Source organism: Longimicrobium sp. (genome assembly GCF_036280135.1).
Classification (GTDB): domain Bacteria; phylum Gemmatimonadota; class Gemmatimonadetes; order Longimicrobiales; family Longimicrobiaceae; genus Longimicrobium.
In genome coordinates, this window is record NZ_DASURI010000246.1 from 1 (window position 1) to 13,892 (window position 13,892).

The 13,892-nt window shown below is 71.6% G+C and carries 14 protein-coding genes; 1 reads left to right on the plus strand and 13 read right to left on the minus strand.

From position 1 onward, the window contains the following. Positions 1-91: 91 nt before the first annotated feature. The gene (locus VFZ20_RS07570) at positions 92-1,834 is read right to left on the minus strand and encodes a DUF885 domain-containing protein (protein ID WP_329683242.1); all 1,743 of its coding nucleotides are present in this window, start codon (positions 1,832-1,834) and stop codon (positions 92-94) included. 195 nt (positions 1,835-2,029) lie between these two features. Here VFZ20_RS07570 and VFZ20_RS07575 point away from each other — a divergent pair, with 195 nt between their 5' ends. Beyond that, positions 2,030-2,542, plus strand: coding sequence for a hypothetical protein (locus VFZ20_RS07575; RefSeq protein ID WP_329683243.1), 513 nt, complete (start codon positions 2,030-2,032; stop codon positions 2,540-2,542). A 634-nt stretch (positions 2,543-3,176) separates the two neighbouring features. Here the strand turns inward: VFZ20_RS07575 and VFZ20_RS07580 are convergent. The 12 genes from VFZ20_RS07580 to VFZ20_RS07635 all read right to left on the minus strand — a co-directional run. Continuing rightward, positions 3,177-3,794: a DUF1003 domain-containing protein gene (locus tag VFZ20_RS07580; RefSeq protein ID WP_329683244.1), complete on the minus strand. Its 618-nt coding sequence runs from the start codon at positions 3,792-3,794 to the stop codon at positions 3,177-3,179. 75 nt (positions 3,795-3,869) lie between these two features. Further along, positions 3,870-4,145 (minus strand): hypothetical protein, encoded by a 276-nt coding sequence (locus VFZ20_RS07585; RefSeq protein ID WP_329683245.1) that lies wholly within the window; start codon positions 4,143-4,145, stop codon positions 3,870-3,872. A 41-nt stretch (positions 4,146-4,186) separates the two neighbouring features. Beyond that, positions 4,187-4,945, minus strand: coding sequence for a DUF1186 domain-containing protein (locus VFZ20_RS07590; RefSeq protein WP_329683246.1), 759 nt, complete (start codon positions 4,943-4,945; stop codon positions 4,187-4,189). A 75-nt stretch (positions 4,946-5,020) separates the two neighbouring features. After that, entirely contained in the window at positions 5,021-5,671 is a 651-nt protein-coding gene (locus tag VFZ20_RS07595) for a MarC family protein (protein ID WP_329683247.1), read from the minus strand. A 719-nt stretch (positions 5,672-6,390) separates the two neighbouring features. Then, positions 6,391-6,780 (minus strand): hypothetical protein, encoded by a 390-nt coding sequence (locus tag VFZ20_RS07600; protein WP_329683248.1) that lies wholly within the window; start codon positions 6,778-6,780, stop codon positions 6,391-6,393. A 242-nt stretch (positions 6,781-7,022) separates the two neighbouring features. Continuing rightward, positions 7,023-7,745 (minus strand): FkbM family methyltransferase, encoded by a 723-nt coding sequence (locus VFZ20_RS07605; protein ID WP_329683249.1) that lies wholly within the window; start codon positions 7,743-7,745, stop codon positions 7,023-7,025. Between the two features lie 25 nt (positions 7,746-7,770). Then, positions 7,771-8,292 (minus strand): hypothetical protein, encoded by a 522-nt coding sequence (locus tag VFZ20_RS07610; protein ID WP_329683250.1) that lies wholly within the window; start codon positions 8,290-8,292, stop codon positions 7,771-7,773. A gap of 483 nt (positions 8,293-8,775) precedes the next feature. Continuing rightward, the gene (locus VFZ20_RS07615) at positions 8,776-9,189 is read right to left on the minus strand and encodes a hypothetical protein (RefSeq protein ID WP_329683251.1); all 414 of its coding nucleotides are present in this window, start codon (positions 9,187-9,189) and stop codon (positions 8,776-8,778) included. A 214-nt stretch (positions 9,190-9,403) separates the two neighbouring features. Beyond that, positions 9,404-11,293, minus strand: a complete 1,890-nt coding sequence (locus VFZ20_RS07620) for a nitric oxide reductase activation protein NorD (protein WP_329683252.1) — start codon at positions 11,291-11,293, stop codon at positions 9,404-9,406. A 1-nt stretch (position 11,294) separates the two neighbouring features. Next, a complete protein-coding gene (locus VFZ20_RS07625) occupies positions 11,295-12,149 on the minus strand; it encodes a CbbQ/NirQ/NorQ/GpvN family protein (RefSeq protein WP_329683253.1) in 855 nt (284 codons plus the stop codon). A 250-nt stretch (positions 12,150-12,399) separates the two neighbouring features. Continuing rightward, complete coding sequence (locus VFZ20_RS07630) at positions 12,400-13,200, minus strand: SAM-dependent methyltransferase (RefSeq protein WP_329683254.1); 801 nt, start codon at positions 13,198-13,200, stop codon at positions 12,400-12,402. 129 nt (positions 13,201-13,329) lie between these two features. Beyond that, positions 13,330-13,892, minus strand: a 563-nt coding sequence (locus tag VFZ20_RS07635; protein WP_329683255.1) for a DUF6891 domain-containing protein, incomplete at its 5' end; no start/stop codon positions are given.

Here is a 13,892-nt window from a genome sequence, read left to right on the forward strand (position 1 = left end):
ACGCAGAGCCGCAGAGGACGCAGAGTACTTCATCGCGCGACGAAGTACTCTGCGCCTCTGCGGCTCTGCGTGAGATTTTTTTGTCTTTTCCTCAGCGGCGCCCGGCGATCCATGCCTCGACGCTCTCGCGCAGCATGGGCAGCGTCACGGCACCGTTGCGCAGCAGCACGTCGTGGAACTCGCGGATGTCGAAGCGGTCGCCCAGGGCGCGCTCCGCCTGCTCGCGCAGGGCAAAGATCTCCAGTCCGCCCGTGTCGTACGCCGTGAGCTGGGCCGGCCAGGCAATCACGCGGTCCACCAGCGCCTCCGCCTGCCCCCGGTCAAACCGCCCCGACGACGCGATGTACTCCACCGCCTGCGCGCGCGTCCACCCGAACAGGTGCAGCCCGGGATCCACCACCATCCCCCGCGCGGGCCACAGCCGTCGGTCCACCCGCGCACCGTCCGTGGTGTACAGCCCCATCTCCTCCGACAGCGCCTCGGCGTAGCGCGCCCAGCCCTCCAGGTAGCTGCCGCTGGCCGCCAGCCGCGACACCACGTGCGCGCCGGGCTGCTCCTGCGCGGTCGCGATCTGCAGGTGGTGGCCGGGATACGTCTCGTGGAACGCCGTGATCTCCGCGCTGGCCCGCGTCTTTTCCGTCGCCGGGCCCAGGTTGATGCGGTACTGCGCCGGCCGGCTGCCGTCCTCCGCCGCGGGAAAGTACTGGTCCGACGCCGTGGCCTCCAAAAAGGCCGGGTGCGGCTCGATGACGACGGGCGCGCGCGGCACCGTGCGGAACCAGCGCGGCACCTGCCCCCGCGCCCGCTCCAGGGCTTCGCGCGAGAACGCCATCATCTCCTCGCGATTGGCGAAGCGGTCGCCCCGCACGCGGGCGCGGATGCTGTCCAGCGCCGCCGTCCCCCACGCCCGCCGGCCAATCTCCGCCACCTCCGCCTGGTTGCGCGCCACCCGCGCCTCGCCCAGGCGAAACGTCTCCTCCGGGGCGCGGTCCAGCGTGGTGTAGCTTCGGAACATGGCCTGGTAGCACGCCCGCCCGTCCGGCAGCGCGCCGATGCCGATGGTCTCGCGGGCGGCGGGCAGGTACTCGTTGGCCAAGTAGTCTCGGTAGCGGCGCGTGGCGGGGAGCAGGGCGTCGCGTTCCAGGGCCGCCCACGCCGCGCGGAATTCCGGCGTGCTGTCGCGCGCGGCGGGATCGTGAAAGGGCGACTGCTCCGGCGGGCCGGAGAGGATGGCATCCAGCTGCTGGACGACGAGCTCCACGTTGCGCCGCGGCACCGTGTAGCCCTGGCGCACGCCCTCGCGCAGCCACGCGATCTCGTTGTCCACGTACGCCGGCAGCCGCCCGAAGCGGTCCAGCGCCTGCGCGCGGAGCGCGGGCGTGCCCACGGGCTGCACCTGCGCCAGCGTGGCCACGTTGGCCTGCCAGCCGCTCATCTGGTTCACGGGCCACAGCTCCTGCCGGCAGACGCGCAGGGCCCGCGACGCCTCCACGCGCTCGCGCAGCATGCCGTACGTCACCCACTCCGGCCGGCCCCGCAGCCCCGCCCCGTCCATGCCGGCCAGCGCGGCCGCCCACGCGTCCTCGCGCGCGCGCCACGCGGCCAGCGCCGCCGGCGCGTTGTCCGTGAAACCATCGTGGCGCTCCCGCGCGAGGCCCGACAGCTCCGCCTCTTCGGGGTACGCGGCCCGGTACGCCGCCACGTACTCATCCGCCAGCGCCGTCACCCGCGCCGCGTCGTCCCCCGGCGCGGACTGGGCGGAGAGCGAGGCCCCGGCGCCGGTGCACAGGACGGCCGTGGCGCTGGCGAGGACGGCGGTGCGGAGGGAACGCATCTGCATGGGTCGGGTGAGCGCTGCGGGACGGAGGACGAGGAGCATCCAGCGAATCTACAGACGGCGGGAATCGGATGGAATGTTGGATTTCGTCGCACAGGCCATCGTCCAACACCAAATCCGCCATCGCGGTGGAACGGTCCTCGCAAAGCGAAGCGCCCTCTTACAATGCGAGGGACCGAAGGGGAGGGTGCGATGGGACTGATGGGACGCTACATCGACGCGCTGCCGACGGAGGCGCGGGACCGGCTGATCCAGGCGCAGGACTGGTGCGTGGCCACCGTGCGCGGAGCCGACGGCGCGCGGTGCCTGGTGGGGCACGCGGAGGACTGGGAGGAGCTGGCGGTGGAAGACACGGCGTGGCGCGCCTGGATGGATGACGAGACGGGCTGCCCCACCCTTTCGGCGCCGGACGCGCCCGCCCCGGCGTCGGACTTGGACCTGCTGTGCCGGCCGGAGCTGTTCGCGTTCCGGCGGGCGCGGCCGGCGGACCTGGCCGTGTACCGCGCGCGGCTGCTGCGGTGGGGCGCGGCGTCGGAGAGCCGCATCGGCGCGCGGTTCGACCGGCTGTGCGCGCGGCACGGCGTCTCGGGGGCCGTGCGGATGGTCAAGCAGCGCGCCGGCCGCGCCTTTGTCGTGGACGTGCGGCCCTCACCCGCTCGCTGTCGCTCGCACCCTCTCCCGCAAACTGCGCGGGAGAGGGTGTAGACTTCGAATAGGCGACCAGCACGGGATTCGGCACCGCGCGACAGCGCGGTTCTCCCCCTCCCCCGCGAAGCGGGGGCAGGGGGCCGGGGGGTGGGGGCCCTCAGCGGGCGAGAGAAAGCATCCCCATCCGGCACGATCCCGGCGCCCGCGCCGTTGCGTGAGGGATGCGCGCCCGGAGGGCCGGGACACCGGAGCGGTGGGACAACAGCCGTACCGTTGTCCCGCCGCGGAGGTGACCCGGCGCCGTTGGCAACAGTTGTATCGTTGCCTACGGCGCGCGCAGCCCGGCCCGGAGCGCAGCGGAGGGACACGCCCAAATCCCGCTGTCCCAACCAGTTACAAAACCACCCAGGACTTGACCGGAACGCCCGGATCCGCTATACTTGGTGCGTCGGAACGGCGGGGAGATGCACGTTTGAGCCGACTCCATTGAAGCCGGGGGCTGATCCTGACGTGGCCGTGAAGTCCGAGAGGACATCGCGAAAGCGGCGGGGATGCCACCCACGATCGCTACGATCTGGCTTCAAACTCCCTTCCCGCCGTGACGACACACTCGGGCCCCGTGTCCACCGAAACGCCTCCGGGCCGCACACGCGGCCGGGAGGCGTTCGTCGTTTCAGGCTCCTGATGTTTTTCAGGCCCCGGGCGCTTCGTCCTCGTACGAGCGACGGTCGCGAAAGGGCGGCCGGCCCCCGTTCTCGGCGAACGCCTGGGCGTTGTGCTCGATCTTTTCCAGCACCCGCTCGGGGTGAACGTCGCGCGCCAGCTCCTCCAGCTCGGGGTCGCGCGCCTCCTCGATCCCCATCTGCTCGGCCATCTGCTGCACCAGCGAGAGCAGCCGCGTGATCTCGTGCTCCGAGAGCAGGCTCACCTGCAGGTCCAGGTCCGCCCGCTTGTCGGCCAGGGCCGCCATGCGGTTCTGGCTGATGAGCACGAAAGTGGAGAGGAAGATGGCCTCCACCGACGCCTCCATGGCCAGGATGACGAACGTGGGGTCCCACGGCCGGATGCCCGGCACGACGCCCAGGTTCAGCGCGATCCACGCGCCGTACATCACCAGGTGGATGTACACGAACGTCATGCTGCCCGCGAACCGCGTGACGCCGTCGGCGATGCGCTCGGAGCGGGACTTGGCCCGGTCCTCGGCGGCGCGGCGGGCCAGCAGCGCGCGGACGTTGCGATCCACCACGCCTCCCATGCCGCGGCGCCCGTGGGCCACGTAGGTCAGGTCGTGACTGCGTCGGTCCTCCATCCAGCCTCTTTCGTCCAGAGTAGATGAAGGGCGAAAGGGCAACAAGCGAGCCAACTTACGTGCGTTCCGGGGCCTTCATCCCGCCGGTGGCGCGTCCCCTCCCCGGGCCAGGTCCTCCAGCCGGACGCGCAGCAGGTCATCCAGCGCGTCGTCGGGCACTCCGTACACCTCGTCGGAGAGAAAGCGGCGCGTCTCTGCCTCGTTGTGGGCCACCTGGCGAAGCAGGCCGCCCAGGCGCTCCAGCGGCAGCCCCACGCGGCGCGCCGCCGCCGACAGCCGCGCGTACGCCTCGCGGCGGGCGGCCTGCTCCTCGGGCGTCTCCCCCGGCTGCCACGGCTCACGCATGCTCACGCTTCACATCCTCCCCCGGTTGATTTGGATCCGTTCCTGCCCTACCGCCGGTCCCGCTTTCGCAGCTTCTTCGCCAGCTTCTGCAGCGCCCGCTCCCGCTCGCGCCGTTCGTGGCGCGAAAGCAGTGGTTCCTGCACGCTGACGGCCGGACCCTCGACGAGCCCGAGCTCCGCTTCGACGTCACGCCACTGAACGTATCCCTCGTCCACCCGGTCCTCCTCATAGGCCCGGCGCAGGAACGGGAGCGACTCCACGGCGCGAAGGTCGAGCAGCGCCGTCACGATGTAGCCGTGCATGCTCGGCGACTCCGGCGTGTACGCGTCCAGCGCGCGCGTGAGCACCCGCACGGCGTCGGGACGCAGCTCCGGCGCGGCGGCGGCGACATCGGCCAGGGCCGACGCGGCACGGCCGCGGACGCGCTCGGGCTGGCTGCGATCCATGAACAGCGCCACGAGCGGTGCGTACGACGGAGCCCCGATGTGCTGGAAGACGGTCGACAGGTCCTCCGTCACCCAGTCGTCGTCCTCGGCGGCTTCACGCAGGACCCACAGCAGGGCCGGGACGGCCGCCTGCGCCCGCAGCTGCGCCAGCGCGCGCCACGCGTGGATGGCGCTGTACACGGCCGGCGATGTCTCGTGCGCCTGGGCCCAGCGCGGGTCCAGCAGCATGCGGATGAGCTCGGGCACGTGCTCCGGCGTCAGGCCGAAGCGCGTCGGATAGTCCATCCACTCGGTGTGTCCGAACGCCGGCTCGCCCAGCGCGACGAGCCGGTCCAGGGGCGAAAGGTAGTCGTGCTTCATCGACGGGACGGAGAAGGGCGGAAGACCGGAGCAAGTGCACGTAGAGTACGACGGCGCCGGCCCATCCGCAAACGCCTACCCTCGCGCGGCCTCGGCGAGCTGGATGACGACCTGCTCGATGCCGTCCACGACGAACTGCACGCCGATCACCATCACGATGAGCCCCATGATGCGCTCGATGACGTTGATGCCCGTCGTGCCCAGCCGGCGCACCACGAGGGGCGCCACGCCCAGCACGGCCCACGAGATCAGCAGCACGACGACGATCACGGCGTAGACGGCGATGCGCTCCAGCGTGTTGTCCGCCTGGGCCAGCAGGGTGATGACGGTGGTGATGGCGCCGGGCCCGGCCAGCAGGGGGATGCCCAGGGGGATGATGCCCACGTCGTCCTTGGTCTCGCCCTCTTCTTCTTCTTCCTGCGTGGTGCGGGTGCGCGAGCGGCGGGCCTGCAGCATCTCCCACCCGATGCCGAAGAGGATGATGCCGCCGGTGATGCGGAACGCCTCGGTGGTGATGCCGAACACGCGAAAGATGAAGGTGCCCAGCAGCCCGAACCCCGTGAGGACGACGAAGGCCGTGAGCAGGGCGCGGCGCAGGACGGCCGCGCGGTGGGCGGGGCTGTAGCTGGCCGTGTTGGCCACGTAGATGGGCACGGCCGCCACCGGGTCCACCATCACCAGGATGGAGCTGAACGCCAGCAGCGCGAATCCGAACAGTTCCGTCATGGGGCGCGGGGATGCGGGGAAACGTGGTCCCGGCAACCTGCCGCGCGTCCCGTGCCCACGCAAGCACGGCGTGGTCACGGGGTGAAGATCCGGGAAGGAGGCGGGCACCCACCATTGCCGCACACGGGTTGGAGCGGGCACCCTGCACCGCCGCGACCCTCCAGCCTGAGCGGGTAAACCCGCCGCTGGGACAGCCATAAGCCCCGTCTCGCGCTGACGCGCTCTGCGAACGGGGCTTCAACCGCCCACGCGGGCGGGGCCGAGCAGCATCGCGGGCTTCGAGCCTGAGCGGCTGAAGCCGCCGCAACCAAAGCGGAAAGCCTCACAGACCGCGTGAGGCTTCAACTGCGTGGACCGTGCTCCGGTGTGCATCGCCGGGCTCTCGCTGGGGCAGTCCGCGCAGGCGGACTTCGTGCCTTTCCAGCGGCGAATTCATTCGCTCGGCGTGATGGCGGACTTTACCGGATCAGGTCCGCAATTGGACTCATTCGCTCCTGACTCTCGCGATCGCCGGCCCGGATGAACCGGACGTCGCCTGCCGAGGGTCGCGATGCCGGCTTACCCTCTCCGGGGACCGTCCTCGCACCCACTCCCCGCCGTATTCCCCACCCGATCCGGATCTCCGCCAGCGCGCGCGAACCCCGTAGACGTATACACCCTCTCCCGCGCAGTTTGCGGGAGAGGGTGCGAGCGACAGCGAGCGGGTGAGGGCTCCCGCCCTACCCCTGCTTCGCCAGCCAGTCCTTCGCGGCGTCCAGGTCGTCGAAGATCTCCATGCTGCGCCGGCTGAAGAGCAGCACCGCGCGAAACAGCACGCGGTGCACGCGCTCCATCCCGTACACGGCCGCGTGGCGCACGTACGGCTTGTTGCCGGCCGTGAACTCCTTCATGGCGTCCATCACCGGCGGGCTGTACTTCGCACCGCGCACGTTGCTCAGCGTCCGCACGGAGCTCTGCGGCTGCGCGCGGATGATGCGCCGCGCCACGTCCATCTCGGCCAGGATGTCTTCCGCGTGCTGCAGCTCGGAGAAGTCGATGTACAGGATGCGCTGCCCGCGATGCTGGATGAACCGGACACGCTGCGTTTCGGCTGGCGAGGCGATGGACATCAGGAGATCAGGACCCGCGGGAGGTGGGAACGTGCGCATGTGGCGCCACCGGATCGCTCTCAAGGAGAACGCCGGCATCCATGGAACGTATCCCGCCAAGATATCAGCAGTTACGGGATTCCGTCAACGCCGTGCACCGCATTCTGCATCCCGAACCGGGTACAGATCGCTCCCATGGGGACCGCCGTGACACCGCGTCTCGCCTGTCCGGACGCGTCTCCTCCGGCGCGCTCCCCTGGCGCTCAGGCCGGCCGCACGCGGCGAAAGTAGCCGTCCACGGAGAGCAGCCGCTCGTCCGCGGGGTCATACAGGCCGGGCTGCAGGTGCACACAGGCAAAGCCGCGCGCCACCAGCCAGTCGAACATCTCCGTGAACAGCGCCTCGCCCTCGTACAGCCCCACGGGCGACATCTCCAGCTCCACCATGTCGATCCGCGCCAGCGAATCCGCCGCGCCGGCCAGCACGTCGCGCTCGTGGCCCTGCGTGTCGATCTTGAGCCACACGCCGTCGCCCGGGCGCGCGTACCGGTCAAAGACGGCGTCCAGCGTCTCCACGTGCACGGTCTCGCGGCCCATGTACGCGGAATCGGGCGCGGCGTGCAGGTGCGTGTCCAGCATGGGACGCAGCGAGCTGCTCCACGAGTTGGCGGCCACGTTCAGCACGGCGTCACCGGGCGCGGCGCCCAGGGCCACGTTCACGGCCGTCCACGCGGGGTCGCGCGCCGCCTGGGCCGAGAGGGCCGCGTACGCCGCCGCCATGGGCTCGAACGAGACCAGGCGGCCGCCGTACCCCACCTGCCGCACCTCGCGGCCGTAGAGCCCCGCGTTGGCGCCCACGTCCAGCACCACGTCCGGCGCGAACCGCCGTAGCAGGTGCGCGCGGCGGGCTAGGTGGTGCGGCACGGGATCGTGCCGCACCACGTCGATCCCCGCGCGGTTCAGCAGCCGGCGCAGGATGCGCTTCATCCGCGGCTCCCGGTGCGGACCGCCATCAATCGAACTCTACGCGCGACGCGGCCCGCGCGGGGCCCACGCGTCCCGCCGTGATGTCGGCCTTCGCGTAGTTCTCGCCGCGCACGGGGGCGCCGGCCAGGCGCCGCAGCATGCACAGCTGCCCCACGTGCGTCAGCGCGTCGGCGACGGGGCCCTGGAACAGGCGCTCGGGCGACCAGCCCAGCGGTGCGTCACTCGCCAGGTACGCGTCGAATGCCGCCAGTCCGTCGAAGAACCGGGCCACCTGCCGCTCCCACGAACCCGGCTCGTCGTCGCGCCAGCGGTGCTCGCCGCGGGCCATCCACAGCGCCCACTCCAGCAGGTCGCCCACGTGCGCCAGGATCTGCACGGGCGTGCGCGAGCCCTCCGCCACGGTGAACCCGGCGAAGTCCGCGGGCGCGCCCTCCAGCGCCTTGCCGCCGCGGTAGGCGAGCGTGGCGACCGTGTGGCGCAGCAGTGCGCGCGCGGCGGGATCCGTCGCGGCCGCGGACGCGAAGTCGAGCGAGTCGGTGGATGACATGCGGTGGATCGACCAGGGGGCGCGACGTGGAGACGGCGGACGGAGCGGCGGATGCGGACACCGCAACCTGCACGCGCCGCATCGGCCGAGCAAGGGAATGGCGGCGTGATTGCGACGCTCGGGCCGGAGCGCATGATGCGATCGCGGAGCAGATCCGGTAAAAGCCGGTCCCGCTCCGGAGCGAATGAATTCGCCGCTGGAACTTCGCGAAGTCCGCCTGCGCGGACTGCCCCAGCACGGGCAACGCCATGTGCACCCGGGCGGCCTTCGATGGCTCGAACGCCGCCCCGGTGCACGGACACGGTGTGCGGCAGGAGCCGTCGGCGCAGGCCGACATCACGTTGTCGGAGCCGCGAATTCATTCGCCGGGGGGGGCGCCGCGTTCCCGGCACTGATCCGTGATCGGCATCACCCGCTCTGACGCGATGCGTGACGAATCCGCACGGACTTGCCTCGATCACGCGCATCGATGACGGTGAGGGCTCACCCGTCCCGCAGCAGCGACAGCCGCACCTTTCGCTCGTCCAGCGTGACGACGAGGGTGTCGCCGGCGCGCACCTGGGCCAGCGGCCCCGCATCGATGAACTCGCAGAACGGCTCGTCACCCACCTGCATGGTGCCGCGAAAGCCGCGGGCGTAGGCCACGGAGTCGTCGCGGCGCTTCTTTGCGTTGCTGCGCAGGTAGATGCCGCGGTCGTTCATCAGCCACAGCCCGGGCGGGGCGCCGGTGTCGGGCTGGTCGTCCACGTCCTCGTCCAGCGCGGCGTCTTCCGCGTGCAGGTCCACGCCGGCGGCCACGTACCGCTGCGCCTCCGTCATCAGGCGCACGGTGGCGGCCTGCGCTTCTTCCACCAGGGCCTGGACCTCCGCGCCCTCGAACTCGTATCGCTGCTCCATCCGTTCCTCCTCCCGGACCCGTGCTTTCGCCATCCCACCGGACACGCGGGATGATGGCGAGAACGGTGCCCGGGCGAAAGAATCGCGGGGATCAGCCCGACGGATGCGGGACACGTCCCGCGAGGGGAGGGACGGAAGCGGAGCCAACGGCCGTTGCTGCCGTTGACTCCGTTGGCCGAAGGCCCCGTGTGAGAATGCAGTTCCGTCCGCCGGGTCAGCGGTTGGAGAGGATCTGCCGGACGACCTTCACGAGCGCCAGGGGAAGCTGATCGGCGCGGCGCAGGATCATGTGCCCGGGCTCGCCGAAGATGCGCGTGAGGTACGACGACGCCTTGCGGTCCACCGTGATGCAGAACGGGTGCACGCCGCTGGACCGCGCCTCGGCGATGGCCTGCCGCGAATCTTCCACGGCGAAGCGGTCCTGGTAGTGGTCCTGGTCGTTGGGCTTGCCGTCGGAAAGGATGAGCAGCAGCCGGTGCCCGGCGTTCTGCCGCGCCAGGAGCGCCGTGGCGTGGCGGATGGCGGCGCCCATGCGCGTGTACCCCTCCGGCTGCAGGGCCGAGATGCGCCGCCGCACGTCCGTCCCGTTGCGCTCGCCGAAGTCCTTGAGCGTGCGCATCCGCACGTCGTCGGCGCCGGCGCCGCTGAAGGTGAGGATGGCGTACAGGTCACCCAGCGCGTCCAGGGCCTCGCTGGTGAGCAGCAGGGCGATCTTCTCGATGTCGATGATGCGCCGGTTGCCCACGATCTCGCTCGTGCTGCCGCTGATGTCCATCAGCAGGGCGATGGCCAGGCCGCGGCGGGCGGGGCGCACCTCCAGGTACAGCCGGTCATCCACCGAGTGCCCCGTGGCGCGGTCCGCGAACGCCCGCACGCACGCCTCCAGGTCCAGCTCCTCGCCGTCGCGCTGGCGGGGCAGGCGCGAGCGCTGGGCCCGCAGCCGCTCGAAGCGCTCGCGCAGCCGCCGCACGAGGGCCGCGTTCGCCTCCAGCACGGCCGCCGGCCACGCCTCGTCGCCCTCCGACGCCTCGCGGGGACGCACCCACACGGCGCGCTGCTGGTACGCGCCGGCGTACGTGTCCCACTCGGGGTACGCGGCGGCCTCCATGGACCGCGCATCCGTGCGGTCCTTTGCCTTGCCCCGGGACTTGCCGCCGCCCTTGTCGGACTCCCCCGTCCCGTCGTCGCTGGGCCCGTCGCCCCCGCCGGCGCCCGTGGGCGGCAGGGCGGACGGCGGCGCGTCTCCGCCGGACCGCTGCTGCTTGCTGAACGGGTCGTCGATCTGCGGCGAGCCCGGTGGCGCGCTGCGCGACGCCGTGAAGCTGAAGCCCCGGCCCTGGCGGCTGCCCGGCAGGGTCATGGGGTTCATGTACATGGGCGGCCGCACGGGGGAGCGGCGCGACGGGTCCACCGGCAGGGGGATGACGGTGCCCCACGCGCCCACGGCCGGCACGCCGCGGTACCGGCCCCGCGCCGCGCGCAGCCGCTCCGCCAGCGCCCGCGCGCGGGCCAGCGACGCCTCGGGGGTGTCGCCGGGGGCCAGCTCCGCGGGCGGATCCGCCGCGTCGCGGGCCAGCAGCGCGCGGACGAGCCCCTCCACCTCGCGCTCCGTTCCCTTCATCTCCTCGATGGCGGGCCGGCGCGCCAGGGCGGACGCGCGCTCCGCCTCCAGCGCCGGCCGCATGCGGGGGATGGATTCCGCGATGGCGGCATCGGCCGCGGCGCTCTCCATCAGCAGGTACAGGTCGCGCACCAGGCGGTCGTCCTCGCCCGGCGCGGCCGCCACCGTGCCGCGCAGCATCCGCTCCGCCTGGCCGATGGCCATCAGCCGGTAGCGCGCCAGGGCCGCCTCCGTGCCCCCGGCCGCGTCCAGCTGCGGGGGAAGGTGGATGCGCTGGCCGTCGCTCCCCGCCACCTCCGCGGGGGCCGCGTTCCGCCCGGCCGGCTTCGATTCCGCCGGGACGATGGGGATCTCGCGGCCGTACAGGGCGGCGAGCAGCACCTCCAGCCGGCGGCGGACGTCATCCAGGCGCAGGACGGGCGGGGGCGGCGCGGCCGGCCGGCCGAACCGCTCGCGGAACCAGCGCCGCAGCAGGGTCGCCATGCTACAGCGTGGCCGCGATCAGGTCGCCGATGGCGGCGAGCAGGTCCGGATCGTCCGTCAGCGGGTTCACCAGGGCCACGCGGCAGGCGTCCGCCGCGGGAATGCCGCCCGCCATCAGCCGCGCCGTGCTCACCAGCAGGCGCGTGCTGGGCGACTCGGCCAGCCCCTGGTCGCGCAGGCGGCGCACGCGGGTGGCCAGCTTGACCAGCCCCTGCGCCTGCGCGCGCGACACGCCGCCTTCGTGGGCCACGATCTCGGCCTCGCGCTCCTCCGGCGGAAAGTCGAACTCCAGCGCCACGAACCGCTGCCGCGTGCTGGGCTTGAGGTCCTTGAGGGCGTGCTGGTAGCCCGGGTTGTACGAGACCACGAGCTGAAAGCCCGGCGCGGCCTCGATGAGCTCACCCGTCTTTTCCACGGGCAGCAGTCGCCGGTCGTCCGTGAGCGGGTGGATGACGACGACGGTGTCCTGCCGCGCCTCCACCACCTCGTCCAGGTAGCAGATGGCGCCCAGCCGCGCGGCCACGGCCAGCGGCCCGTCCATCCACACCGTCTCCCCGCCGCGAATGAGGTAGCGCCCCGTGAGGTCGCTGGAGCTCAGGTCGTCGTGGCAGGCGATGGTCACCAGCGGCCGCTTGAGGCGCCACGCCACGTGCTCCACGAAGCGCGTCTTGCCGCACCCCGTGGGGCCCTTGAGCATCACGGGCAGGCCGCGCGCGTGGCAGCTCTCAAAGATCTGCACCTCCTGCCCGGCCGGCACGTAGTACGGCTCCTCGCCGGGCCAGCGCACGCCGGCGCCCGGCTCCGGCGCGCCGGCGGAGGGAGAGATGGAGCGGATGGGATCTTCGGCCGTGGACATGAGCGGGATTGCGTGTGGGTGAACCAGCGTGAGTAGATGCTGGATCAACTGTAACGAGGCGCGGGCGGCCGTCGCCAGCCGCCCGCGCCAAGATTTACGAAAGCCTGACAACCGTTCCCGGGGTTCTGCCCCGCGCAGCGCTCAGGAAAACTGCATTCTCACGCAGAGCCGCAGAGGCGCAGAGTACGTCATCGCGCGATGAAGTACTCTGCGTCCTCTGCGGCTCTGCGGGAGAAAATTTGTTTGTTTTTCAGGGCTTTTCGAGGATGGCCGCGTAGTACTCCAGGCCCACGCCCTCGCGGTCCGCGTCCGTGATGTAGCCGGCGGGCAGGCCCAGGAAGTCCGCCAGGGGCCGCAGCCCGCCCTCCGGGATGCGCCACGGCGCGCTGAGCTCCACCGACTCCTCCAGCGAGTACATCCAGAACGGCGACCCCACCTGCGCGAACGTGTCGATGAGCGCCTGCATGTTGGGCGTCATCCGCCCCGGCTGCTTGGTCTCGTAGGTGATGTACAGCCGCGAGCCCGGCGCGGCCCATTCGTACAGGTCGTGAAAGAGCGTGCGGATCTCGTCCGGCGAAAGAAAGACGGTGATGCCGTTGAGCCCCAGCGCCACGCGCCGCTCGCCGCCCAGGAACTCCGTCACCCGCGGCGACTCCAGCAGGTCCCGCGCGTCGCGGATGTCGTGGCCCAGGTACAGGATGTTGGGCCGGTCCGCCACCATCCGCTGCCCCTGCTGCACCGTGTACGGGTCCGCGTCGCTGTAGACGATGCGTGCGTCCGGCCCCAGCACGGCGTGCACGTGCTCGTCCGTCGGCAGCCCCGACGCAAAGTCCACGAAGTGGCGATATCCGTCCGCGTACAGCCGCCGTCCCGCCTCGTGAAGGAAGTCGCGCAGCATCCGCACCCACTTGGGCGTGGACGGCACCAGGGAGAACATGTACTCCGCCGCGGCCTGGTCCGCGGGATAAAAGTGCGAGCCGCCCAGCGTGTAGTTGTAGATGCGGGCGGCGTTGGGGATGTCGGTCGGCGAGGGGGGCGCGGCGTCGGTCATGGGGCGCGGATTTCGGTGGATGACGGTCGATGGATCAGCCCCCGAATTTACGTTTTGTGGCGCCGAATGTCGACGGCCGGCCCCCGCGCGGGAAGCCGGCCTATGGATGCGGATGCCGATGCGGCGGCGCTACAGGTCGTCGCGCCGGCGCTTCCAGTCGAGTTGCACGTGGATGCGCAGGTCCGGCGACCCGTTCCAGTCCGTGGCCAGCCCGTGCGCGTTGAGCACCTCCACGATCTCGCGGCCCACGTCCACGATCCCGCCCTCCTCCATGGCGCCGTACGCCAGGTGCAGCCCGCCGCCCTCCACCGCGCCCTCCGTGTCCTGCACGTGGTAGTACGTGTGGCCGCGGACGTCCATCCCCATCTCCTCCGCCTCGTCCACCTCGCCCCAGATCTCGCGCGACCCGCAGCTCTGGCAGCAGCTGAAGTTCTGCCGCGCCACGATTCCGCGTTCCTCCAGCGCCTCGAACGCGCGGTCCAGCCGGTCGCAGTCCGTCTCCGCGGGCCAGGTCGCCTGCTCGCGCCGCAGCGCCTGGGACTCCACCCGGAACAGGTGCTCCGCCGCGGGACGAAGCCGCTCCTGGCCGTCCATCACCTCCACGGCCACCTCCACGATCTCGTCGGCGGGCGTGAACCCCATCCGCAGCTCGCGGCGCACGGCATCGCGCAGCTCGTCCATCACGTCGTCCA

Coding starts and splice junctions, on each gene's coding strand:
- VFZ20_RS07570 (WP_329683242.1), bottom strand. CDS start 1,834: ATGCGTTCCCTCCGCACCGCCGTCCTCGCCAGCGCCACGGCCGTCCTG.
- VFZ20_RS07575 (WP_329683243.1), top strand. CDS start 2,030: ATGGGACTGATGGGACGCTACATCGACGCGCTGCCGACGGAGGCGCGG.
- VFZ20_RS07580 (WP_329683244.1), bottom strand. CDS start 3,794: ATGGAGGACCGACGCAGTCACGACCTGACCTACGTGGCCCACGGGCGC.
- VFZ20_RS07590 (WP_329683246.1), bottom strand. CDS start 4,945: ATGAAGCACGACTACCTTTCGCCCCTGGACCGGCTCGTCGCGCTGGGC.
- VFZ20_RS07595 (WP_329683247.1), bottom strand. CDS start 5,671: ATGACGGAACTGTTCGGATTCGCGCTGCTGGCGTTCAGCTCCATCCTG.
- VFZ20_RS07600 (WP_329683248.1), bottom strand. CDS start 6,780: ATGTCCATCGCCTCGCCAGCCGAAACGCAGCGTGTCCGGTTCATCCAG.
- VFZ20_RS07605 (WP_329683249.1), bottom strand. CDS start 7,745: ATGAAGCGCATCCTGCGCCGGCTGCTGAACCGCGCGGGGATCGACGTG.
- VFZ20_RS07610 (WP_329683250.1), bottom strand. CDS start 8,292: ATGTCATCCACCGACTCGCTCGACTTCGCGTCCGCGGCCGCGACGGAT.
- VFZ20_RS07615 (WP_329683251.1), bottom strand. CDS start 9,189: ATGGAGCAGCGATACGAGTTCGAGGGCGCGGAGGTCCAGGCCCTGGTG.
- VFZ20_RS07620 (WP_329683252.1), bottom strand. CDS start 11,293: ATGGCGACCCTGCTGCGGCGCTGGTTCCGCGAGCGGTTCGGCCGGCCG.
- VFZ20_RS07625 (WP_329683253.1), bottom strand. CDS start 12,149: ATGTCCACGGCCGAAGATCCCATCCGCTCCATCTCTCCCTCCGCCGGC.
- VFZ20_RS07630 (WP_329683254.1), bottom strand. CDS start 13,200: ATGACCGACGCCGCGCCCCCCTCGCCGACCGACATCCCCAACGCCGCC.